Origin of the sequence: Kitasatospora sp. NPDC049258, from assembly GCF_040678895.1 — a bacterium.
GTDB lineage: Bacteria > Actinomycetota > Actinomycetes > Streptomycetales > Streptomycetaceae > Kitasatospora.
Genome location: NZ_JBFAQT010000040.1, coordinates 32,326 through 52,710, shown reverse-complemented (window position 1 = coordinate 52,710; position 20,385 = coordinate 32,326). Strand labels below are relative to the sequence as shown.

At 74.4% G+C, this 20,385-nt stretch carries 24 protein-coding genes; 14 read left to right on the top strand and 10 right to left on the bottom strand.

Annotation, left to right across the window (positions count from 1 at the left end):
• The first annotated feature begins 4 nt into the window (after positions 1 to 4).
• Both AB0K43_RS26070 and AB0K43_RS26065 read left to right on the top strand, forming a co-directional pair.
• Positions 5 to 1,261, top strand: coding sequence for a sensor histidine kinase (locus AB0K43_RS26070; protein ID WP_363643804.1), 1,257 nt, complete (start codon positions 5 to 7; stop codon positions 1,259 to 1,261).
• Positions 1,262 to 1,290: 29 nt separating this feature from the next.
• Positions 1,291 to 1,863, top strand: a complete 573-nt coding sequence (locus AB0K43_RS26065) for a response regulator transcription factor (RefSeq protein WP_363643828.1) — start codon at positions 1,291 to 1,293, stop codon at positions 1,861 to 1,863.
• 21 nt (positions 1,864 to 1,884) lie between these two features.
• On the opposite strand, the gene AB0K43_RS26060 is transcribed toward AB0K43_RS26065, so the two are convergent.
• Both AB0K43_RS26060 and AB0K43_RS26055 read right to left on the bottom strand, forming a co-directional pair.
• Positions 1,885 to 2,763, bottom strand: coding sequence for a transglutaminase-like domain-containing protein (locus AB0K43_RS26060; protein ID WP_363643802.1), 879 nt, complete (start codon positions 2,761 to 2,763; stop codon positions 1,885 to 1,887).
• A gap of 135 nt (positions 2,764 to 2,898) precedes the next feature.
• A complete protein-coding gene (locus AB0K43_RS26055; protein ID WP_363643800.1) occupies positions 2,899 to 3,846 on the bottom strand; it encodes a GNAT family N-acetyltransferase in 948 nt (315 codons plus the stop codon).
• 197 nt (positions 3,847 to 4,043) lie between these two features.
• Between AB0K43_RS26055 and fdxA the strand changes: the two genes are divergently transcribed.
• The gene (fdxA, locus tag AB0K43_RS26050) at positions 4,044 to 4,370 is read left to right on the top strand and encodes a ferredoxin (protein ID WP_350637826.1); all 327 of its coding nucleotides are present in this window, start codon (positions 4,044 to 4,046) and stop codon (positions 4,368 to 4,370) included.
• A gap of 17 nt (positions 4,371 to 4,387) precedes the next feature.
• A complete protein-coding gene (gene dapC / locus AB0K43_RS26045) occupies positions 4,388 to 5,533 on the top strand; it encodes a succinyldiaminopimelate transaminase (RefSeq protein ID WP_363643798.1) in 1,146 nt (381 codons plus the stop codon).
• A 70-nt stretch (positions 5,534 to 5,603) separates the two neighbouring features.
• On the opposite strand, the gene AB0K43_RS26040 is transcribed toward dapC, so the two are convergent.
• Both AB0K43_RS26040 and AB0K43_RS26035 read right to left on the bottom strand, forming a co-directional pair.
• Positions 5,604 to 6,356, bottom strand: a complete 753-nt coding sequence (locus AB0K43_RS26040; RefSeq protein WP_363643797.1) for a hypothetical protein — start codon at positions 6,354 to 6,356, stop codon at positions 5,604 to 5,606.
• 359 nt (positions 6,357 to 6,715) lie between these two features.
• A complete protein-coding gene (locus tag AB0K43_RS26035) occupies positions 6,716 to 7,750 on the bottom strand; it encodes a hypothetical protein (protein WP_363643795.1) in 1,035 nt (344 codons plus the stop codon).
• A 163-nt stretch (positions 7,751 to 7,913) separates the two neighbouring features.
• Here AB0K43_RS26035 and dapE point away from each other — a divergent pair, with 163 nt between their 5' ends.
• Both dapE and AB0K43_RS26025 read left to right on the top strand, forming a co-directional pair.
• The gene (dapE, locus tag AB0K43_RS26030) at positions 7,914 to 8,984 is read left to right on the top strand and encodes a succinyl-diaminopimelate desuccinylase (protein WP_363643793.1); all 1,071 of its coding nucleotides are present in this window, start codon (positions 7,914 to 7,916) and stop codon (positions 8,982 to 8,984) included.
• Between the two features lie 92 nt (positions 8,985 to 9,076).
• Positions 9,077 to 9,889: a TIGR00730 family Rossman fold protein gene (locus AB0K43_RS26025; protein WP_363643791.1), complete on the top strand. Its 813-nt coding sequence runs from the start codon at positions 9,077 to 9,079 to the stop codon at positions 9,887 to 9,889.
• A 90-nt stretch (positions 9,890 to 9,979) separates the two neighbouring features.
• Here the strand turns inward: AB0K43_RS26025 and folP are convergent, their stop codons facing one another.
• Positions 9,980 to 10,792, bottom strand: coding sequence for a dihydropteroate synthase (gene folP / locus AB0K43_RS26020; RefSeq protein WP_363643826.1), 813 nt, complete (start codon positions 10,790 to 10,792; stop codon positions 9,980 to 9,982).
• Between the two features lie 157 nt (positions 10,793 to 10,949).
• Between folP and AB0K43_RS26015 the strand changes: the two genes are divergently transcribed.
• Positions 10,950 to 11,366, top strand: coding sequence for a DivIVA domain-containing protein (locus tag AB0K43_RS26015; protein ID WP_363643789.1), 417 nt, complete (start codon positions 10,950 to 10,952; stop codon positions 11,364 to 11,366).
• Positions 11,363 to 11,965 (top strand): DNA-3-methyladenine glycosylase I, encoded by a 603-nt coding sequence (locus tag AB0K43_RS26010; protein WP_363643787.1) that lies wholly within the window; start codon positions 11,363 to 11,365, stop codon positions 11,963 to 11,965. The genes AB0K43_RS26015 and AB0K43_RS26010 overlap by 4 nt, the downstream gene beginning before the upstream one ends.
• 32 nt (positions 11,966 to 11,997) lie before the next feature.
• Here AB0K43_RS26010 and AB0K43_RS26005 read toward each other — a convergent pair whose 3' ends face one another.
• Positions 11,998 to 12,798: an enoyl-CoA hydratase-related protein gene (locus AB0K43_RS26005; protein ID WP_363643785.1), complete on the bottom strand. Its 801-nt coding sequence runs from the start codon at positions 12,796 to 12,798 to the stop codon at positions 11,998 to 12,000.
• Between the two features lie 303 nt (positions 12,799 to 13,101).
• Here AB0K43_RS26005 and AB0K43_RS26000 point away from each other — a divergent pair, with 303 nt between their 5' ends.
• On the top strand, positions 13,102 to 13,269 hold the full coding sequence (locus tag AB0K43_RS26000) for a DUF3117 domain-containing protein (RefSeq protein WP_350637835.1): 168 nt from the start codon (positions 13,102 to 13,104) through the stop codon (positions 13,267 to 13,269).
• A gap of 145 nt (positions 13,270 to 13,414) precedes the next feature.
• Here the strand turns inward: AB0K43_RS26000 and AB0K43_RS25995 are convergent, their stop codons facing one another.
• The gene (locus AB0K43_RS25995; protein WP_363643824.1) at positions 13,415 to 14,047 is read right to left on the bottom strand and encodes a class I SAM-dependent methyltransferase; all 633 of its coding nucleotides are present in this window, start codon (positions 14,045 to 14,047) and stop codon (positions 13,415 to 13,417) included.
• A 212-nt stretch (positions 14,048 to 14,259) separates the two neighbouring features.
• Between AB0K43_RS25995 and sigE the strand changes: the two genes are divergently transcribed.
• The 5 genes from sigE (at position 14,260) to AB0K43_RS25970 (ending at position 17,965) form a co-directional block, all read left to right on the top strand.
• Positions 14,260 to 15,084 (top strand): RNA polymerase sigma factor SigE, encoded by an 825-nt coding sequence (sigE, locus tag AB0K43_RS25990; protein WP_363643782.1) that lies wholly within the window; start codon positions 14,260 to 14,262, stop codon positions 15,082 to 15,084.
• Complete coding sequence (locus tag AB0K43_RS25985; RefSeq protein WP_363643780.1) at positions 15,081 to 16,001, top strand: zf-HC2 domain-containing protein; 921 nt, start codon at positions 15,081 to 15,083, stop codon at positions 15,999 to 16,001. The genes sigE and AB0K43_RS25985 overlap by 4 nt, the downstream gene beginning before the upstream one ends.
• A gap of 150 nt (positions 16,002 to 16,151) precedes the next feature.
• Entirely contained in the window at positions 16,152 to 16,589 is a 438-nt protein-coding gene (locus AB0K43_RS25980; protein ID WP_363643778.1) for a sec-independent translocase, read from the top strand.
• A 139-nt stretch (positions 16,590 to 16,728) separates the two neighbouring features.
• Entirely contained in the window at positions 16,729 to 17,439 is a 711-nt protein-coding gene (locus AB0K43_RS25975; protein WP_363643776.1) for a hypothetical protein, read from the top strand.
• A 100-nt stretch (positions 17,440 to 17,539) separates the two neighbouring features.
• The gene (locus tag AB0K43_RS25970) at positions 17,540 to 17,965 is read left to right on the top strand and encodes a hypothetical protein (protein ID WP_363643774.1); all 426 of its coding nucleotides are present in this window, start codon (positions 17,540 to 17,542) and stop codon (positions 17,963 to 17,965) included.
• Between the two features lie 17 nt (positions 17,966 to 17,982).
• Here AB0K43_RS25970 and AB0K43_RS25965 read toward each other — a convergent pair whose 3' ends face one another.
• The 3 genes from AB0K43_RS25965 to AB0K43_RS25955 all read right to left on the bottom strand — a co-directional run bounded on the left by AB0K43_RS25965 (position 17,983) and on the right by AB0K43_RS25955 (position 20,367).
• Positions 17,983 to 18,519 (bottom strand): hypothetical protein, encoded by a 537-nt coding sequence (locus AB0K43_RS25965; protein ID WP_363643772.1) that lies wholly within the window; start codon positions 18,517 to 18,519, stop codon positions 17,983 to 17,985.
• Between the two features lie 112 nt (positions 18,520 to 18,631).
• Positions 18,632 to 19,792, bottom strand: coding sequence for an Mrp/NBP35 family ATP-binding protein (locus AB0K43_RS25960; protein ID WP_363643770.1), 1,161 nt, complete (start codon positions 19,790 to 19,792; stop codon positions 18,632 to 18,634).
• Between the two features lie 56 nt (positions 19,793 to 19,848).
• The gene (locus tag AB0K43_RS25955; RefSeq protein WP_363643822.1) at positions 19,849 to 20,367 is read right to left on the bottom strand and encodes a DUF1003 domain-containing protein; all 519 of its coding nucleotides are present in this window, start codon (positions 20,365 to 20,367) and stop codon (positions 19,849 to 19,851) included.
• Between the last annotated feature and the right edge of the window lie 18 nt (positions 20,368 to 20,385).

The following is a 20,385-nucleotide window of genomic DNA, read 5'->3' as shown; positions in this document are numbered from 1 at the left end:
CACCATGTCGAAGCCCTCCGAGCCCCTGCCCTCCGCCGACCCCTCGGCGCGGGGCCGGGGCTCCGGCACGTTCGCGATCGCGCCCGGGCAGCCGGTGGAGAACCGGCGGCAGCTGCTGGTCAAGCTCAGCTGGATGACGCTGTGGATGGTCTACCTGATCTACCCGGTGAAAGACCTGACCGGCGGCCGGCACGGCACCGCGGCCGTGGTGGCCGGCTCGCTGGCGCTGGCGGTCTTCGTCGGCTCCTACCTCGCGCTGGTGGTGATCCGCTCGACCAGGCCCGGCGGTTGGTACGGGCAGTACGTGGTGGTCGCCGGGATGCTGGCGATCGCGATCGTCACCTCCTTCACCCTGGGCGAGGCGTGGCTGACGCTGTTCACCTACGCCTCGGTCTGCGTGGCCACGGTGCTGCCGAGCGCCCTCGGGGTGCGCGGCGTGGTCGCGGTGACCCTGCTCACGCTGGTGATCGCCCTGCTGGTGCGGGCCGAGAGCGACACCCTGGTCGCGATCCTGCTGCCGTGCTTCCTGAGCGGTCTCGCGATGACCGGCCTGCAGCGGCTCATCTCCACCATGCGGGAGCTGCGCGAGGCCCGGGCCACGGTGGCGCACCTGGCGGCCTCGGAGGAGCGGCTGCGCCTCGCCCGCGACCTGCACGACCTGCTCGGGCACTCGCTGTCGCTGATCACCATCAAGAGCGAGCTGGCGGGCCGCTTCCTCGACCAGGACAAGCAGCCCGAGGCACGGGCGCAGGTCGCCGACATCGAGAAGGTGGCCCGGCAGTCGCTGATCGACGTCCGGGAGGCCGTCAGCGGTTTCCGGCGCCCCACCCTGGCGGTCGAACTGGCCGCCGCCCGGACGGCGTTGTCGACCGCCCAGATCGCCGTCGAGGCGAGCCCCACGGTCGCCGACGGTCACCTGGCCCTCGGCGCGGAGGAGGCCGGCGCGCTGGCCTGGGCGCTGCGCGAGGCCGTCACCAACATCGTCCGGCACGGCGCCGGGGCGACCGTCTGCACCGTCACCCTGGACGAGGTCTGGGAGGGCGAGGGCGAGCGCTACGCCGTGCTGGAGATCGCCGACGACGGGCGCGGGCCGGGCAAGTCCTCGCCGGGCAACGGGCTCTGCGGTCTGAGCGAGCGGCTGCAACTGGTCGGCGGCCGGCTGGAGAGCGGGGCCGGGCCGCGCGGCAAGGGCTTCCGGCTGCGGGCGTTGGTGCCGCTGCGGACCGTGCCGGTGGGCGCGGCCGATAGTCTGCCGAAGTGATCAGAGTTCTGCTGGCGGAAGATCAGGGGATGGTCCGGGAGGCGCTCGCCGCGCTGCTCGGGCTCGAAGGGGACATCGACGTGGTCGCGCAGGTCGCGCGCGGCGACGAGGTGGTGGCGGCCGCCGTCGCGCACGAGGTCGACGTGGCCGTGCTGGACATCGAGATGCCCGGGATGACGGGGATCGAGGCGGCCGCCGAGCTGCGCCGGCAGCGTCCGCGGACCAAGGTGGTGATCGCCACCACCTTCGGCCGGCCGGGCTACCTGCGCCGGGCCATGGAGGCGGGCGCGGACGCCTTCCTGGTGAAGGACGCGCCGGCCGCCGAGCTGGCCGAGGCGATCCGCCGGGTGCTGCGCGGGGAGCGGGTGATCGACCCGACGCTGGCCGCGGCGGCGCTGGCCGAGGGCGCCAATCCGCTGACCGGGCGGGAGCGGGACGTGCTGGCGGCGGCCGCCGACGGCTCGGTCAACGCGGACATCGCCAGGCGGCTGCACCTGTCCGAGGGCACCGTGCGCAACTACCTGTCGATGGCGATCCAGAAGACCGCCGCGCGCAACCGCGCGGAGGCGGTCCGGGTCGCCCGGGAGAAGGGCTGGCTCTGACCGACCGGTCCTGACGGCCGGTCAGTTGAGCCGGTGGCGGGCCGCCTTGGCCTCGTGCCGGACCCGGGTCGCGGCCTCCGGGTCGAAGGCGTCCAGGATCTCGGCGTAGGAGTCCATCTCGGCCGCGCCGGCCAGGAAGTCGCCGGTGCGGACCAGGAGTTCGGCCCGCTCCAGGCGGAGCTGGGCCGGGTGCCGGGGGAGCAGCAGGGCGAGCTCGGTGGCCCAGAGCTGGGTGCGGGCCTGCTCCGGCCGGTCCGCCGCCCAGCTGCGGATGTTGCCCAGTACCCGCAGCACGATGTCCAACGGCTGGGCCGGCGTGAGCAGTTCGGTGCTGAACCGCTGTCCGGCGGCGTGCACCAGCTTGGCCGCGTCCGCCAGGTCGAGCAGCCGTCCGCCGTGGTACGGGTCGGCCAGTACGAAGTCGTTGCCGCCCTCCGGGGCGCCGACCGCGACGATGAAGTGCCCGGGCAGCGCGATGCCGTGCACGGTCAGCCCGGCCCGGGCGGCGACCTCGCTCCACACCAGCGAGAGGGTGATCGGCAGCCCGCGCCGGCGCCGCAGCACGTCCGGCAGCAGCGAGGACTCCAGCCGCCGGTAGTCCGCCTGCCGGCCGTGGAAGCGCTCGCGGCCGCCCAGCACCGCGGCCAGCAGCGCGGCCGTCTCCTCCGGCCCGTTGGGCCCGCGCTCCAGGACGGCGTGCCGGATCGCGGCGGCGTGCCGGTCCAGGGCCGCGTGGCAGGCCGACAGCAGGGCGTCCAGGGTCGGCGGTTCCTCCGTGCCCTCCGGGCGGCCGAGCTCGCCCAGGGTGTGCTCGGCGGCGGCCAGCAGGCAGAGCAGCACCGGGTCGGGGTGCTCGGCCCTGGCCGCGGTGCGGAAGCGGGATCTGCTCTGCTCGGTCACAGCAGCCTTCGTCGGTACGGGATGGGCGGGGTGGGCGGGGTGGGTCCCCCGGCGCGGCTCGGGGTGGTGCGGGTCGGGGCGGTGCGGGCTGGTGCGGGCTGGTGCGGGTCGGGGTGGTGCGGCGGGGGCCTCGGGCTACCGCTGGGAGAGACGGGCGTAGTGGTAAGTGTGACTGGTCGTGAAGCCCAGTCGGTCGTAGAGCGCCAGTGCGGCGTCGTTCTCGGCCTCGACCTGCAGGAAACCGCCGCGGGCGCCCTCCTCGGCGGCGCGGGCGGCCAGCACGGCCATCACGGTGGTGGCCAGGCCGCGGCGGCGGGCGGCCGGCGCGACCTCGACGGCGCCGAAGCAGGCCCAGGCGCCGTGCACGGTCAGGCGCCCGATCGCCAGCGGCGGTGCGCCGGGCACGGCGCCTGGCACGGCGGCGAACCACACCGACGGCCCGCCGTGCAGCACCTGCCGCGCGGCCCGCTCGACCTCGGCGTCGCCGGTCACCCGGCGGTAGAGCGACAGCCAGCCGGCATCGGCCGTCCGGGACAGCCGGACGGCCTGCGGCTCCCGGGCCAGCGCGGCGAGCGCGGCCAGCGGCGCGAGCCGGACCTGGGTGGGGGCCAGCGCGGCGCCGTCCCGCTCCAGTTCGGCCGCCAGCCCGGCCGGCGAGCCGGGGGTGACCACCTCGACGTACCCGGGCAGCCCGCGGGCCGCGTACCAGGCCCGGACCGCGTCCAGGGCGGCCGGCAGCGGCATCCCGGGGTCGCCGAGGGCCTGCACGGAGTTGGCCCGGCGGGTGAAGCCGGCCGAGGCGCGCAGCGTCCAGCCGCCGAGCGGCTGCTGCTCGACCGCGGGCCAGCCGGCCGCCGCGATCCGCTGCAGCTCGGTGGGCGAGACCTCCGGCAGCGGCGCCCGGCGGGCCGGGAAGAGCGGCACCGCCTTGCCGGCCACCAGCAGGTCCTCCGGGAAGGTGACCGACTCCCCGGAGCGCGGAACCACGGTCAGGCCATGATCGTTCCAGGACTGGAGCACCCCGATCGCATCGCGGAACACCGGGCGGCCGTCCACGACCTCCGACAGGCGGCGGACGGACACCCGTCGCCCCACGTCAGAACGGTCTATCCGGACCTCCGGACGGCCCGTGGCCGGGATCCCACCTGTCATCAAGGGCACCTCCTGTGCATTTGTGGTCCTAGACCCGCGATACTAGGGGCGGGCATCGACGACGCCGCGCTCACCCGCGCGACCGAGTAAACAGTAGGGCGGCAGCCCTTCCGAGGAGGAACGACAGCGTGACCTACGTCATCGCGCAGCCTTGTGTCGACGTCAAGGACAAGGCGTGCATCGAAGAGTGCCCGGTTGACTGCATCTACGAGGGCCAGCGCTCTCTTTACATCCACCCGGATGAGTGTGTCGACTGTGGTGCGTGCGAGCCGGTCTGCCCGGTCGAGGCGATCTTCTACGAGGACGACACTCCGGAGGAGTGGAAGGACTACTACAAGGCGAACGTCGAGTTCTTCGACGACCTCGGCTCGCCCGGTGGTGCCTCGAAGCTCGGTGTGATCGACTCCGACCACCCGTTCATCGCCGCTCTGCCGCCGCAGAACGCCGAGCACTGATCGGTGGCAGCACAGCTGTGAGCATCGAGAACAGCAAGCGCGCGCCGCTCCCGGGCCACCCGGGGGCGGCGCGCCGCGTCTCCGACCTCCTGCCGGTCTTCCCCTGGGACAAGCTGGAGCCGTACAAGCACACCGCACTGGCCCATCCGGGCGGACTGTGCGACTTCTCCGTGGGCACGCCGGTCGACCCGGTGCCGGAGCTGATCCAGAAGGCGCTGGCCGCCGCCACGGACAGCCCCGGCTACCCGACCGTCTGGGGCCCGCTGGAGCTGCGCGAGGCGATCGCCGGCTGGCTGGGCCGCCGGCTCGGCGCGCGGATCGGCCCGCAGGCCGTCCTGCCGACCATCGGCTCCAAGGAGCTGGTGGCCTGGCTGCCCGGCCAGCTCGGGCTCGGCCCGGGCGACCAGGTGGCGTACCCGCGGCTGGCCTACCCGACCTACGAGGTGGGCGCCCGGCTGTGCGGGGCGGAGCCGGTCGCGTACGACTCCGTGGACGAGCTGGACGGCTCCCGGGTCCGGCTGCTCTGGCTGAACTCGCCGTCCAACCCGACCGGCCGGGTGCTGCCCGCCGCCGAGCTGCGCCGCGCGGTGCGGTGGGCGCGCGAGCACCGGGTGCTGCTGGTCAGCGACGAGTGCTACCTGGAGCTCGGCTGGGAGGCCGACCCGGTGTCGGTGCTGCACCCCGAGGTGTGCGGCGACGACCACGAGGGTCTGCTGGTGGTCCACTCGCTCTCCAAGCGGTCCAACCTGGCGGGCTACCGGGCCTCCTTCGTGGCGGGCGACCCGGTGGTGGTCCGCGAGCTGCTGGAGATCCGCAAGCACGGCGGGATGATCGTGCCGGCCCCGGTGCAGGCGGCGACCGTCGCGGCGCTGGCCGACGACGCGCACGTGGCCGAGCAGCGCGAGCGGTACGCCGCCCGGCGCTCGGCGCTGCGGGCGGCGCTGGAGGCGTACGGCTTCCGGATCGAGCACTCCGAGGCGAGCCTGTACCTCTGGGCGACCCAGGACCGGCCGTGCTGGGAGAGCGTGGCCGAGCTGGCCGGGCTGGGCATCCTGGTGGCGCCCGGTGACTTCTACGGCCCGGCCGGCGACCGGTTCGTCCGGGTGGCGTTCACCGCCACCGACGAGCGGGTGGCGGCGGCGGTGGAGCGGCTGACCGCCTGAGGACGGCATGCCGAAGGGGCGGGCGCACACCGTGCGCCCGCCCCTTCGCGGTACCCGAGGGGCGGCCGCGTCAGCCGCCCAGGCCGCCGCCGCCGATCCCGCCGAGCAGGCCGCCGATCGGGCCGAGCCCGCCGGTCAGGCCGTCCAGCGGGGAGCTGCCGAGACCGGGGACGCCGCCCAGCCGGTTCTCGGCGGCCGGGTGGGCCAGCGAGGTCAGGCCGTCGGCGCCGGGGACGGCGTGGGTCAGGCCGGTGAGCGCGTCGGTGCCGGGCAGGCCGCTGGTGGGCAGGCCGTTGGTGGGCAGCAGCCCGGTGGCCGCGCCGAGCGGGGAGCCGGCGGCGGAGGCGCTGCGGGTGGTGGCCGGGACCACCTTGTCGGTGACGGCGGGCGCGACCTTGTCGGTCAGCGCCGGGCCGACCCGGTCGACCAGGGCGGGGCCGGCCACGGCGGCCAGCTTGGAGACCGTGCCGGCCGTGGCGGCGGTCTTGGCGGCCGGGGAGGTCACCTTGCCGAGCGCCTCGTTGGTGTCCGGCAGGGCGTGCGCCACGGTCTTGCCGGCCGCGTCGGCGGCCAGCGGGACACCGGTCGCGACGGTCTGCGCACCGGTCGCACCGGCGACCTGGCCGAACTCGTGGGCCGTGTCCTGCACCGTCGAGGACGAGCTGGGCGCGTTGTCGAGCGTGGACGTCAGGCCGGCCCCCAGGTCCGTCTGCGGCACCAGGTCGGCGGCGGACGCGCTCCCGGCGACTGCCATGGGCGCCGCACCGGCTGCTGCGACGAGCAGCGCGGCCTGGGCGATCCGGCGCTTGAGGGGGTGAGACATGGTGCTCCTAAGAGGTGAGGATGCCCGGCGCGGCCCCCGGCGACGGATGTCGGTGGCGACGGGTGTCTGTCGGGCGGACGACGTGATTACCGCTAGAGGAGCGAGAAGGTTTCGGGCCGTCAAGGTAAAGGGTTGCTAAAGATCGGACGATCCTCTTTCTGGCATTCCGGACATATCGCCCCGGTCGAGCGCCGTCGAAGAATCGTCACTTCCCTTGGCGTGGCAGGTCCGCGCAAGGCCGCGCGCGGACCGGTGCCCGGCAGGCCTCCGGCGCCTGTGGGGGTAACCCCGCATTGACGCGAATCACCCGTTGGGCGGTAACCCGCTCACCAGTCCGTCAATCCGGCCGGCCGGCCCGGCTACTTCTTGGCGGGCGTGCCGAGGCCGACCAGCACCTGGTCGGTGCCCGAGCCTTCGGGCTGGGCCTTCCAGCCGTCCTTCGGCCGGTCCACCCGCCAGACCTTGCCGTCGAAGAGCACGCTGCCGATCCCGAGGTCCTGGGCCTGCGCCACCGCCCACTGGGCGACGGCCCAGCCGGCCTGCCGGGTCGCGTTCGGCCCGGAGTCGGCGGTGGCGGTCGGCTGCGGGGTGAGCGCGAGCATCTCGCGCGGGTCCTTGCCGGCCTTCGGGGCGGGCGCCACGGCCACCGCCCGGCCGAACTCGCGGCGCACCCGCTCGGTCAGCCCGACGGGCTGCTGCCCGGCGGCGGGGGAGGCGGCCGCCGGCGCGGTGGCCGGCGGGGCCGTGGCCGCGGTGGACGCCGCGGTCGTCACGGCCGGCGCGGGGGCGGACAGCTCGTGCACCACGCAGGTCAGCGCGGCCGGCTCACGGCCGGTCAGCGCGGCGGCGACCAGCGTCGCGTTGGTCTCGTGCTTGGCGTACGCCTGCGGGAACCCGCTCTTCTGCACCTGCTGGGCCGCGTCGGTGAGCGGCAGCCGGGCGTAGCCGGGCACCTTGACCAGGCTGTCCAGGAACTTGTTGGTGGCGTACACCGGGTCCTTGATCTGCGCCGCGGTGCCCCAGCCCTGGGACGGGCGCTGCTGGAACAGCCCGACCGAGTCGCGGTCACCGCCGTCCAGGTTGTGGATCTTGGACTCCTGCATCGCGGTGGCCAGCGCGATGGTCACCGCCCGCTCCGGCAGCCCGCGGGAGAGCGCCACCGCGGCGATCGTCGCGGCGTTGGCGGCCTGGGTCAGGTCCAGCGTGCCCGAGCCGGCCGCGGTGTCGATCGTGCAGCCCTCGGGCGGCGCGACGATCTTGTCCCGGTTGAGGTACAGCACCAGCCCGGCCACCACCAGCAGGGCCACGAACCCGGTCGCCAGCCGCCGCAGCGGCCGGCCCCGCCGCCCGGTCGCCCCGGAGCCGCCCGGTCCGCCGCTCGTCTCCTCGGACACGTCAGCTCCTCTCGTCCGATCACACCGCCCGCACACCGTACCCAGTCGGACGCCCGGGCGCCCCGCTCCGGTTGCCGGCCGACCCCGCCGACCTGCGCACCGACCGTCCCGGTGGCCGTCCGGGCGGCCGCCGGGCGGGCGTCCACCGATAGGCTGGGCGACCATGAGCAGCCCGAACCCGCGCCTCGACCTGACCCTCGACGGCGGCGCCCTGACCGCGCAGCTGGTCGACTTCCCGTCCGTCAGCGGCGACGAGCAGCCGCTCGCCGACGCGGTGGAGGCCGCGCTGCGCGCCTACCCGCACCTCACCGTGGACCGGTACGGCAACAACGTGGTCGCCCGCACCATGCTCGGCCGCGCCGAGCGGGTGCTGCTGGCCGGCCATCTGGACACCGTGCCGATCGCCGACAACCTGCCCTCGTACGTGGACGGCGACCTGCTCCACGGCTGCGGCACCTCCGACATGAAGTCCGGCGTCGCCGTGCAGCTGCGGCTGGCCGCCACGCTGCCCGAGCCCAACCGCGACCTCACCTACGTCTTCTACGACTGCGAGGAGATCGAGGCCTCCCGCAACGGCCTGGGCCACCTCGCCACGCACCGCCCGGACTGGCTGAAGGCCGACTTCGCGGTCCTGCTGGAGCCCAGCGGCGCCGTGGTCGAGGGCGGCTGCCAGGGCACCCTGCGGGTGCAGGTCACGCTCACCGGCACCCGGGCGCACTCGGCCCGCAGCTGGCTCGGCGACAACGCCATCCACCACGCCGCCGAGGTGCTCACCCGGCTCGACCGCTACCGGGCGCGCACGGTGGAGATCGACGGCCTGGAGTACCGCGAGGGGCTGAACGCGGTGCGGATCGACGGCGGGGTGGCCGGCAACGTGATCCCCGACGAGTGCGTGGTGACCGTCAACTTCCGCTACGCGCCGGACCGTTCGCAGGAGGAGGCGCAGGCCCACGTCCGTGAGGTGTTCGAGGGCTACCAGGTCACCGTGACCGACTCCGCGCCCGGCGCGCTGCCCGGCCTCGGCCGGCCCGCCGCCCAGGACTTCCTGGCCGCGGTCGGCGGCCGGGCCCGGGCCAAGTTCGGCTGGACGGACGTGGCCCGGTTCACCGCCCTCGGCGTCCCGGCGGTCAACTACGGCCCCGGCGATCCGAACCTCGCGCACAAGCGCGACGAGCACTGCTCGCTGGCCGCGATCGCCGAGGTCGAGCAGCGGCTGCGGGGCTGGCTGGGCTGAGCCGCACGGGCCGCCCGCGTGGGGTCGGCGGTTTCACCGCAGGCCCTTCGGCGTTTCCCGAAAAGACGTCATCACGGGCGTAGGGTTTCGTCATGACAGCCACAGGAGATGACAGGAACGACGGGCCCGGACCGGAGGATTTCGGCGCGCCCGAGCGCAAGACGCCCTGGCCGGAGAAGCAGAAGGGTCCGGTGCTGCTGCGCCGCGACCAGGTCGGCACCAGCACCACGGACCAGCGGCTGCTGGACACCACCGGCCCGACCGACTGGCTGCACACCGACCCGTGGCGGGTCTGGCGGATCACCTCCGAGTTCGTCGAGGGCTTCGGCGCGCTCGCCGAACTCCCGGCCGCGATCAGCGTCTTCGGCTCGGCCCGGACCCCGGTCGACTCGCCCGAGTACGCGGCCGGGGTGGCGATCGGCCGGGCGCTGTCCGAGGCCGGCTACGCGGTGATCACCGGTGGCGGGCCGGGCGCCATGGAGGCGGCCAACCGCGGCGCCTCGGACGCCGGCGGGCTGAGCGTGGGGCTGGGCATCGAGCTGCCGTTCGAGCAGGGGCTGAACGAGTTCGTCGACCTCGGGCTGAACTTCCGGTACTTCTTCGTCCGCAAGACGATGTTCGTGAAGTACTCGCAGGGCTTCGTGGTGCTGCCGGGCGGGCTGGGCACGCTGGACGAGCTGTTCGAGGCGCTGACCCTCGTCCAGACCAAGAAGGTCACCCGGTTCCCGGTGATCCTCTTCGGCACCGCCTACTGGGGCGGGCTGGTCGACTGGCTGCGCGACACCCTGGTCGCCCAGGGCAAGGCGTCGGCGGGTGACCTGGAGCTGTTCCACGTCACCGACGAGATCGACGAGGTGCTCAAGATCCTCGAAGCGAGCCGGCGGCCGAACGGCGCCGAGGCCTGAGCCCGCGACCGCACGGGGCCGGGCGCTGAGCCCGCGACCCCGGCCCCGTGGCGCGCGGCCCCCGGCCCTTGAGCCCGGGGCCCCGGCCGCCTAGGCGAGTCCGCGCCGGGCGACCGCCGGGGGCCGGGTGCCGCGGATCGAGGCCACCATGTCGAGCACCTGCCGGGTCTCCGCCACCTGGTGCGCCCGGTAGATCCGGGCACCCAGCCAGGCGGAGACCGCGGTGGTGGCCAGGGTGCCGAGCAGCCGCTGGTCGACCGGGCGGTCCAGGGTCTCGCCGACGAAGTCCTTGTTGGAGAGCGAGACCAGCACCGGGAAGCCGGTCGCGGTCATCTCCGGCAGCCGGCGGGTGGCCTCCAGCGAGTGCCGGGTGTTCTTGCCGAAGTCGTGCCCCGGGTCGATGATCAGCGCGTCCCGCCGGACCCCGAGCGAGGCGGCCCGCTCGGCCAGCCCGACGGTGACCTCCAGGATGTCGGCCATCACGTCCGGGTAGCCCTTGCGGTGCGGCCGGGTGCGCGGCTCGGCCCCGCCGGCATGGGTGCAGACCAGCCCCACGTCGTACCGGGCGGCGACCTCGGCGAGCTTGGGATCGGCCCCGCCCCAGGCGTCGTTCAGCAGGTCCGCGCCCACCTCGCAGACCGCTTCGCCGACCTCGTGCCGCCAGGTGTCCACGCTGATCACGGCCTCCGGGTGGCGCTTGCGCAGCTGCGCCACGAACGGCACGGTGCGGCGCAGCTCCTCCTCGACCGTGACCTCCTCGCCGGGGCCGGCCTTGACCCCGCCGATGTCGAGGATGGCCGCACCGTCCGCCACCGCGCGGTCGGCCGCGGCGAAGGCCGCCTCGTCGGCGAAGGTCGACCCCTTGTCGAAGAAGGAGTCCGGGGTCCGGTTGACGATGGCCATGATCACCAGTTCGTCGTCGCCGAACTCTCGCGGCCCAAGGCGCAGTGCCACCGGTGTCTCCTCCACAGCTTCTCCGGGTGCAATGATGGGCCCCGGCCTACCGGGGTCCATGATCCCACCTCTGTCGGGGCCGACCGGGAACTCTGGAGGACAGCTCGTGTTCTGGGTGATCGTGGTGGCGATGGCCGTGGTGGTCGGCGGCGCCGCGCTGGTGGCGCTGGGCGGCGGCGGCACGCTGCCGGAGGCGGAGCACGACCGGATGACGGTCAGGTTCCCGCAGGACCGGCCGCTGAGCCGGTTCGACGTGGACGGCCTGCGGCTGCCGATGGCCCTGCGCGGCTACCGGATGGACGAGGTGGACGACGTGCTCGACCGGCTCGCCGCCGAGCTGGCGCAGCGGGACGAGCGGATCGCCGAGCTGGAGGCGGCCGCGGTGGTCCGCGGTGCCGTCGAGGCCGGTGCGCAGGGCGAGCCGGGCGCGGAGCCGCTGCCGGGTCTGGAGGATTTCGCCAAGGTGGTGGGCACCGCCGAGGCCCCGGGTCAGCAGCCGGTCGACCGGCCGGGCGAGCGTTGAGCGGCGCGGTGCGCGGGGCGGACGGGCTGCTGCGCTGTCCCTGGGGCGAGTCGGCCGACGACTACCGGGTCTACCACGACACCGAGTGGGGCCGGCCGGTGCACGGCGAGGACCCGCTGTTCGAGCGGATCTCGCTGGAGGCCTTCCAGTCCGGGCTGTCCTGGATCACCATCCTGCGCCGCCGGGAGGGCTTCCGGGCGGCCTTCGCGGGCTTCCGGATCGCCGAGGTGGCCGACTTCGGACCGGCCGACGCCGAGCGGCTGCTGCAGGACGAGGGCATCATCCGCAACCGCGCGAAGATCGAGGCGACCATCGCCAATGCCCGGGCCGCCCGCGAACTGGACGGCGGGCTGGACGAGTTGGTCTGGCAGTTCGCGGCGGACCCGGACCGGCCGGCCCCCCGGATCCTTGCCGAGGTGCCGGCCGTGACGCCCGAATCGACGGCGCTGGCCAAGGAGTTGAAGAAGAACGGGTTCCGTTTCGTCGGTCCCACCACGGCCTACGCGCTGATGCAGGCCTGCGGGCTGGTCGACGACCACCTGGTCGACTGCCACGTCCGTACCGGTCGCCCGCCGCACCAGGGCCGCGACCAGGGCTGAGCGGGGCTGGGCCGGCCGGGGCCGACCCGGCGTCACCGGCCCAGGTAGACCGGCTTCTCCTTGGCCAGGAAGGCCCGCACCGCGATCCGGTGATCCTCGCTGTCGCCCGCCCTGGTCTGCAACTCGTCCTCCTTGTCGAGCAGTTCGCTCAAGCTGTGGTCGGCGGCGTAGGCCAGGGACTCCTTGACGGCGCCGTAGGCCACCGTCGGCCCCTCGGCCAGCTGCTGCGCGAACTCCCGTGCGCTGGCGGCCAGTTCCGCAGCCGGTACGACCTTGGTGGCGAGCCCGAGACCGAGTGCCTCGTCCGCCTTGACGGTGCGCGGGAGCATCAGCAGCTCGGTGGCCCGGGCGTGGCCGACCAGCCGGGGCAGGGTCCAGGAGGCGCCGGAGTCCGCGGTCAGCGCGATGCCGGCGAACGCGGTGTTGAACCCGGCCGTGTCGGCGACGATCCGGAAGTCGCAGGCGAAGGCGAGCGAGGCGCCCGCCCCGGCCGCCACCCCGCCGACCGCCGCCACGGTGGGCTTGCGCATCCCCGCCAGCGCCCGCACCAGCGGGTTGTAGTGCTCCGCGACGGTCTTCAGCGGCGCCTCACCGGTCTCCTCGGCGCGCTTGAGCAGGCCCAGGTGCTCCTTGAGGTCCTGCCCGACGCAGAAGGCCCGGTCGCCGGCGCCGGTGAGCAGCACGGCCCGGACGGCGGGGTCCTGGCCGGCCGCCGTCACGGTGTCCCGCAGCGCGACCTTGGTCGGCACGTCCAGGGCGTTCATCGCCTCCGGCCGGTTGATGGTGATGACGGCCAGGCCGTTGTCGAGTTCGTACAGCACGGAGTCGGTCATGGGCTGAGGGCTCCCGGGAGTCGTGGGGCGGACCTTGCACGGATCCAGGCCAGCATGACGGAGCCCGGGGTGCGCTGGGGAGTGTGAGGTATCGCACCCCGCGGCAGCGTGTCGAACACCGCCCGGGGCGCCCCGGGACGAGCCCGCGGGGCCCCTCGGAGGGCCTTCGGGGCCCGCTGGCGAGGGCGATGTTGGTCATCGGGGCGCCGCATGCGGGATAATGGCTTCCGATCAATGCGTTCGATACCGGCGGTGGACGGACTTCCGGTACGAAGCTGCGCGGTTGCAGGAAGGGGAACGAGCATGGCGGCCATGAAGCCGCGGACGGGCGACGGCCCGCTCGAGGTCACCAAAGAGGGGCGAGGCATCATCATGCGCGTTCCGCTGGAAGGCGGTGGGCGCCTGGTGGTGGAACTCACCCCTCAGGAGGCCGAGGAGCTGGGCGAGGCGCTGAAGAAGGTCTGCGACTGACCTAGCGGGAGCTGCCCTCGTCTCCCGGAGCTGTGTGCGGGGCCCGCGTCCGAGCCGGACGCGGGCTCCTCGCATGCCCGGACCCGGCCGGCCCGGCCGACCCGCCTGCCGGCCCGGCGCACCGGGGCGCGCCGCGCCCGACGGCTCAGCGCTTGACCGCGCAGAGCAGCCCGTCGCTGACCGGGATCAGGGCGGGCAGCAGCAGATCGCTCTCCCGGACGTCGCGGACCAGCTCCCGGACGGCGTGCGTCTGCGGGTCGTGCTGGTCGGGCTCGGCCAGCCGGCCCTCCTGGAACACCCCTTCGAAGCAGACCATCCCGCCGGGCCGGAGCAGCCGCAACGATTCTGCAAGGTACTGCTGGGATTCGGCCGGGTCGCCGTCGCAGAACACCAGGTCGTACTGGCCGTCCGCGAGCCGGGGCAGCACCTCCAGCGCCCGGCCGGGGATGAACCGCGACCTGTTCGCCGCGAAGCCGGCCGCGTGGTACGCCTCCCGGGCGTACTGCTGGCGCACCGGCTCCGAGTCGACGGTGGTCAGCACGCCGTCCGGCCGCATGCCGCGCAGCAGGTAGACCCCGGAGACCCCGGTGCCGGTGCCGATCTCCGCCACCGCCTTGGCGTCCAGCGCCGCGGCCAGCAGCCGCAGGCACGCACCGCCGCTCGGCCCGATCGCCCGGATGCCGGTCCGCGCGGACTGGGACCGGGCGTAGGTCAGCACCGCGTCCTCGCCCACGTAGGTGTCCGCGAGGGCCGCGCGCGCGGGCCCGAAGTCGGTGATGGCTGCCTCTCCCCGAGCGGCGGATGCCGACCTGATGTCGACATTTTCAGCCACACACTACTGGCCGGGCGGGAACCGCGTTCGGCGACCGGCCGTTGTCCCATCACGGGAGCGGGCGATCCGAGTGCGCACCAACCCGACTCGGGCAGACAGTCTGCCCGGTCAGGTGGGCAGTCGAGCGCTCTTATCCGAATCCGACGGGTGAGGTGGATATGGTGGTGGCCCTGCTGGGCAGAAGAGCCGACCGAGGAGGTGTGGCCGAGGGCGACGTCCCTGTGCGGCGGCACTTCCGCGGCACCACGTCGGCCCGTACGCCGAAGCCCGTGATGAACCAGTCTGTGCAATCCCCCCTGGACAAGTCGACCGCAGCCGACCACCCGGTGGCCGAGGTCGCCGCCACGCGCGCGACCTTCGCAGAGGGGCCCGACGCGCAGGGCTGGACGCCGCCGAGCTGGGAGGAGATCGTCGAGGCGCACAGCGCCCGGGTCTACCGCCTGGCGTACCGGCTGACGGGCAACCAGCACGATGCCGAGGACCTCACCCAGGAGGTCTTCGTCCGGGTCTTCCGCTCGCTGTCCACCTACACCCCCGGCACCTTCGAGGGCTGGCTGCACCGGATCACCACCAATCTCTTCCTCGACATGGTCCGCCGACGGCAGCGGATCCGCTTCGACGCCCTCGGGGACGACGCCGCCGAGCGGCTGCCCAGCCGCGAGCCCAGCCCCGCCCAGCACTTCAGCGACACCCACTTCGACGCCGACGTCCAGCTGGCGCTGGACACCCTCGCGCCGGAGTTCCGGGCCGCCGTCGTGCTCTGCGACATCGAGGGCCTGTCCTACGAGGAGATCGCCGCCACCCTGGGCGTGAAGCTCGGCACGGTGCGCAGCCGGATCCACCGCGGCCGCTCGCACCTGCGGGCCGCGCTCAAGCACCGCGCTCCCGGCACCGTGCCCGGTCGCGCCCGTCGCGGCGGCTCCGAGGAGCCGCTGCCGGTCGGTGCCGCGCCGACCGGTGAGAGCGACCGGGGGGGCTCGTGAGCGGCGGCGGTCCGGCCGAGGCCGGCCGCGCCCGGCGCGGGCCGGGCCGGCTCCAGCTGGGCCGACGCGGCGAGGAGGCCGCGGTCGGGCTGCGCCCCGTCCCGGTCCGCCCGCCCGAACCCGTGGCGGACGAGCACCACCTGGGGGACCGCCTCTCCGCCTACCTCGACGGCGAGCTCGGCCACGACTCCCGCGAGCGCGTCCAGGCCCACCTGGCGACCTGTCCGGAGTGCCTGGCCGAGGCCGACGAGGGCCGGGCGGTCAAGCACCTGCTGACCCGCACCGGCACCCCTGCCCCGTCCTCGACGCTGATGTCCCGGCTGATGGCGGTCGCCGCCCTGCCGGACGACGAGCACCGCGAGGGCCCGGGCGGCGGGGCGACGGCGCCGGGGCCGACCCCCGGGGCCGGGGCCGGCACGCTCGGCGGCAGCCGGCTGACCGGCGGCTCCTTCGGCCGTGGCGCGGGCTCCTCCTTCGGCGGCGGCGCCCTCGGCGCCGAGGCGCCGATACCGGGTGTCGACCCCCGGGCCGAGCGGCCCGGCCCGCAGCCCTTCGGCACCGGCCGCCGCGGCCTGCTGCCCTCGGTGCGACCGCTGGCCGCCGCCACCGAGCTGCCGCTGCTGCGCGCCGCCGCCCCGCGCGGCCGCCGCCTGGTCTTCGCCGCCGCCGGGGCCTTCTCGGTGGCCGCCGTCACGCTCGGCGGCGTGGGCGCCGGCCTGAGCGACGAGCAGCACAGCACCACCGTCACCCCGGTCCGCAGCCCCGGCACCGGCGCCGTCCTGCCGGTCACCGCGGAGCTGCCGGTGGACTACCCGATGCGCTACCAGCCGGTCTCCCCCTCCCCGGGCGCCGGCCAGCCGCGGCCCGCCCAGCCGGCCGCCACCCCGGTGGGCTACCCGAACCAGCTGCTGCGCTGATCCGGCCCGGCGACGGCGGGCCCGGCGCGGTTGCTCTTCACCACCGCTTCATCGGGCGAAGGGGCACGGATCGGCCGGTGGCCATTACGCTGTACTGACCGTTGTCCGCAGAGCTCATCGGGTTCGTCCATCAGGAGCTGGGGAGCTTACGTGTTCACTGACATAGGCCCGCTGGAGGTCATCACCCTGCTCGTGATGGCCGTGGTGATCTTCGGCCCGGACAAGCTCCCGAAGCTGATCCAGGACACCATGGGGTTCGTGCGCAAGATCCGGTCGTTCGCGGACAGCGCCAAGGAGGACATCCGCAGCGAGCTCGGCCCGGAGTTCAAGGACTTCGAGTTCCAGGACCTGCACCCGAAGACCTTCGTCCGCAAGCAGCTGCTCGGGAGCAGCGAGGACCCGCTGGGTTTCAAGGAGCTCAAGGACGGCCTGGACATCAAGTCCGTGCTGAACGACGAGCCCGCCGGCGCCGCGGCCACCGCCGCCGCGTCCCCGGTCGCCGCGTCCCAGGGCGCCAACCTCACCAAGAGCCCCGCCACCCCGCTGGCCGCCGACGAGCGGCCGCCGTTCGACCTCGACGCCACCTGACCGAGGGCGTTGCGCGCCCCGCCCGGCCGCCCGGCTGAGCGGGGCGCAGCCATGTCCGCCGCTATTGTGCTGAATGCCGCGGGGGGCGCCGATCCGGAGCGCGCCGCGGGACGGAGACCTGTGTGGAGGAGGCGGCCGGATGGACGCGACGAGTCGTACGGTGGGGACGGCCCCGGCGGGGGCGCCCGGTGCGCCCGGGCCGGAGCAAGCGGTGACGGGCAGGAAGGCACCGGCTGTCCCGGTGGACCCGATGGCGCCCTACCTGGCGGCCGACTTCCCCTGGTACGGGCTGGACGACGGCTGGACCGGCCGGCGCTGGCTGGGCCAGGTCGGCGCGGGCCCGGGGATCCGCGCCGGGCAGCAGGACACCGGCGCGGACTACGGCACGCTGGGCCACGGCGACGAGCCGGCCAAGCAGCCGGAGGCCCGGGACGTCCGCCGGTTCGCCGTGGTGGTCACGGTCGCCCGCAGACCCGGACGCCGCAGCGCCGACAACACCGGGACGCTGGAGGCCACCTCGGCCTCCTCCGCGGCCTGGCTGGCCGGCTCCGGGCTGCTCGCCGCGACCTGGCCCGGCCAGCTCGACCGGACGCTGCGCCAGGACTGGCTGGACCAGCAGTCCAACCTCGCCTGGGACTTGGCCGACGACCTGGACGGCCCCGGCTGGTCCTCGCTCACCCTTCCGGTGAACGGTCTGCCGCAGCCCTTCCGCTACCGCGAGTCCGAGTACGGCTGGGTGCTGGCGGGCGAGGCCCCGGGCGTCCTGCTCGGCGCCTTCGGGCGGGGCGTCAGCGCGTACGGCGTGGGGTTCGGCGCGGTGCCGGACCTCTCGGTCTACCGCGGCCGCTGAGCCCCCGTCAGGGGCCGCCGCCGGGCCCGTGCGCCGACACCTGCCAAACCCTCGGCCGGTTCGTTGCGCGGGCCGGCCCGCCGGCGGTGTGATGGGTGCCATGGCGCAGCGATCTCCCCGACCCACGCTCAAGCAGCGATTCGGCCCGTACCCCCTGGGCGGCCCGCGCACGACCTGGCAACGCCTGGACCGGGCCAGGACCGACTCCGGCTGGCCCCTGCTCACGGTCAACCTCGCGACCTACGCCCTGTTCGCGGCGTACGCGCTGGACCGCGCGGCCGCGGGGTCGGTCCTGTGCACCGTGCTCGGGGCGGCCTTCGCCCTGGGCGCCGTGCGCACCTCGTACGTGATGCTCTGCGTGGCCCGCGGCCGCACCGCCGCGCCCGTGGCCGCCGCCCCGGCGCAGGCCGACCGCCCCACCCCGCTCGCACCCACCGGCCCGGCGGCCCGCCCCGCAGCGCGGACGGCGACTCCGGAGCAGGTCCCGCAGTCACCCCGGCACCGGATCGAGCGCCTGGCCGCCTGAGCCGCCGGCGTCCGCGGTCAGCCCCGCGCGCTCTCGCGGACGAGCCAGAAGCGGGACTCGCGGTAGGCGGCCGCGTCGGGGTCGGAAGCGGTGAAGCCGGGCGGGGTGAAGGGGCAGAGGAGCCAACCGCCCAGCAGGCGCTCCTGCGCCGCGAGCCAGCGCGCCTGCCGGAGCATGCCGACGCCGATGCCCGCCATCGCCGCTCCGATCGGCACCCCGGTGCCGTAGCCGACCGCGAGCCCGATCACCAGCACCAGGACCAGCGGGACGGTCAGGCTCCGCGAGAACAGGTCGAAGGTGTCCTCCCGGGCGACCACCTCGGTGCTCGGCGACGGCGGGCTCAGCTTCTCCAGCCGTGCCTCGTACCAGGGCCTGCGTCCGCGCAGCAGCGCCGAGAACATCGTCACGAAGAGCACCAGGCCCGAGCCCGAGGCGGTGATGAGGTCGTGCCCCACGAACGCGGGCACGCAGCTCACCACGCTCACCGGGAGCAGCAGGGCCGCCTGTATCCGCACCGCGGCGACCAGCCCCACCAGCCGCAGACCGCTCTTCATGGACATCCTCCGGTTCGATCAAGATCCGGGGGATCCTAACGGAGGCGGCCCCGGGGAACGCTCCCCGGGGCCGCCTCCGTGCTCCTCGGCCGCAGGCCGGCGGAGCGCTCGGTCAGAACTTGTTCCTGGGCGTGAGTCCGAGCGACAGGCCCGACAGGCCGCGCTGGCGGCCGCCGAGCTTGCCCGCGATGGTGCGCAGGGCGGCGCCGGCGGGGGAGTCGGGCGCGGCCAGCACCACCGGGCGGCCGTCGTCGCCGCCCTCGCGCAGCCGGACGTCGATCGGGATCGAGCCGAGCACCGGGACGCTGGCGCCGACCGAGCGGGTCAGCGCGTCGGCCACGGTCTGGCCGCCACCGGTGCCGAAGACGTCGATCAGCTCGTCGCAGTGCGGACAGGGCATGCCCGACATGTTCTCGATCACGCCGACGATCTTCTGGTGGGTCTGCAGGGCGATCGTGCCGGCCCGCTCGGCCACCTCGGCGGCGGCCATCTGCGGGGTGGTGACGATCAGGATCTCGGCGTTCGGGACCAGCTGGGCGACCGAGATCGCGATGTCGCCGGTGCCCGGCGGCAGGTCGAGCAGCAGCACGTCCAGGTCGCCCCAGTAGACGTCGGCCAGGAACTGCTGCAGCGCGCGGTGCAGCATCGGGCCGCGCCACACCACCGGGGCGTTGCCCGGGGTGAACATGCCGATCGAGATGACCTTCACGCCGTGCGCGGCCGGCGGCATGATCATGTCCTGGACCTGGGTGGGACGGCCCTCCACGCCCAGCATCCGGGGCACGCTGTGGCCGTAGATGTCGGCGTCGACCACACCGACCTTCAGGCCGTCGGCGGCCATCGCGGCGGCCAGGTTGACCGTCACCGAGGACTTGCCGACCCCGCCCTTGCCGGAGGCGACCGCGTACACCCGGGTCAGGGTGCCCGGCTTGGCGAAGGCGATCTCGCGCTCCGGGGCGCCGCCGCGCAGCAGCTGGGAGAGCTCCTTGCGCTGTTCGTCGCTCATCACGTCCAGCTCGACCTCGACCCCGCTCACCCCGGGCACCCGGCCGACGGCCTCGGTGACCCGGTTGGTGATGGTCTCGCGCATCGGGCAGCCGGAGACGGTCAGGTACACCGCGACGCGCACCGCGCCGCCGTCGGCGATCTCGACGGATTTCACCATCCCGATCTCGGTGATCGGACGGTTGATCTCCGGGTCGTGCACCGTCGCCAGGGCCTTGCGTACGGACTCCTCCGTCACGCCGGCCGCAACCTCTGTCTCGTTGGCCATGCCTTGATGGTACGGCGCCCGGCCAGGCGCCCGACCCCTCGGTAACGTGCCTCCGGTCACAGCACCTCGGGGGCACCCTGGCGCTCGTCCAGCTCCTTGAGCAGCGCCTGCAGTTCGGACCGCAGGAAGTCCCGGGTCGCGACCTCGCCGAGCCCGTGCCGCAGGGCGGCGACCTCGCGGGTCAGGTACTCGGTGTCGGCGATGTTGCGGTCGCTGCGGGCCCGGTCCTGCTCCATGTTGACCCGGTCCCGGTCGTCCTGCCGGTTCTGCGCCAGCAGGATCAGCGGGGCCGCGTAGGAGGCCTGCAGCGAGAGCACCAGGGTCAGGAAGATGAACGGGTAGTCGTCGAAGTGCACGGTGTCCGGCAGCAGGGTGTTCCAGACCACCCAGACCAGCACCACCACCGTCATCCAGACGATGAACCGCCCGGTGCCGAGGAAGCGCGCGATCCGTTCGGACAGCTTGCCGAACGCCTCCGGGTCGTACGCAGGCAGGCTGATCAGGCCGGGCCGGGCGGTCCGCGGCTGGTCGAGCCGGATCCGGGCGCTGCCGCTGGAGCTCTCGGTGCGCTGCATCCGGGTGCCCTCGCGGAC

What these genes read in the sequence shown, in the direction of transcription:
- AB0K43_RS26070 (WP_363643804.1), top strand. Translation starts at nt 5, where the DNA reads ATGTCGAAGCCCTCCGAGCCCCTGCCCTCCGCCGACCCCTCGGCGCGG.
- AB0K43_RS26065 (WP_363643828.1), top strand. Translation starts at nt 1,291, where the DNA reads ATGGTCCGGGAGGCGCTCGCCGCGCTGCTCGGGCTCGAAGGGGACATC.
- AB0K43_RS26040 (WP_363643797.1), bottom strand. Translation starts at nt 6,356, where the DNA reads ATGTCTCACCCCCTCAAGCGCCGGATCGCCCAGGCCGCGCTGCTCGTC.
- dapE (WP_363643793.1), top strand. Translation starts at nt 7,914, where the DNA reads ATGAGCAGCCCGAACCCGCGCCTCGACCTGACCCTCGACGGCGGCGCC.
- AB0K43_RS26025 (WP_363643791.1), top strand. Translation starts at nt 9,077, where the DNA reads ATGACAGCCACAGGAGATGACAGGAACGACGGGCCCGGACCGGAGGAT.
- folP (WP_363643826.1), bottom strand. Translation starts at nt 10,792, where the DNA reads ATGGCCATCGTCAACCGGACCCCGGACTCCTTCTTCGACAAGGGGTCG.
- AB0K43_RS26005 (WP_363643785.1), bottom strand. Translation starts at nt 12,798, where the DNA reads ATGACCGACTCCGTGCTGTACGAACTCGACAACGGCCTGGCCGTCATC.
- AB0K43_RS26000 (WP_350637835.1), top strand. Translation starts at nt 13,102, where the DNA reads ATGGCGGCCATGAAGCCGCGGACGGGCGACGGCCCGCTCGAGGTCACC.
- sigE (WP_363643782.1), top strand. Translation starts at nt 14,260, where the DNA reads ATGGTGGTGGCCCTGCTGGGCAGAAGAGCCGACCGAGGAGGTGTGGCC.
- AB0K43_RS25975 (WP_363643776.1), top strand. Translation starts at nt 16,729, where the DNA reads ATGGACGCGACGAGTCGTACGGTGGGGACGGCCCCGGCGGGGGCGCCC.
- AB0K43_RS25970 (WP_363643774.1), top strand. Translation starts at nt 17,540, where the DNA reads ATGGCGCAGCGATCTCCCCGACCCACGCTCAAGCAGCGATTCGGCCCG.
- AB0K43_RS25965 (WP_363643772.1), bottom strand. Translation starts at nt 18,519, where the DNA reads ATGAAGAGCGGTCTGCGGCTGGTGGGGCTGGTCGCCGCGGTGCGGATA.
- AB0K43_RS25960 (WP_363643770.1), bottom strand. Translation starts at nt 19,792, where the DNA reads ATGGCCAACGAGACAGAGGTTGCGGCCGGCGTGACGGAGGAGTCCGTA.
- AB0K43_RS25955 (WP_363643822.1), bottom strand. Translation starts at nt 20,367, where the DNA reads ATGCAGCGCACCGAGAGCTCCAGCGGCAGCGCCCGGATCCGGCTCGAC.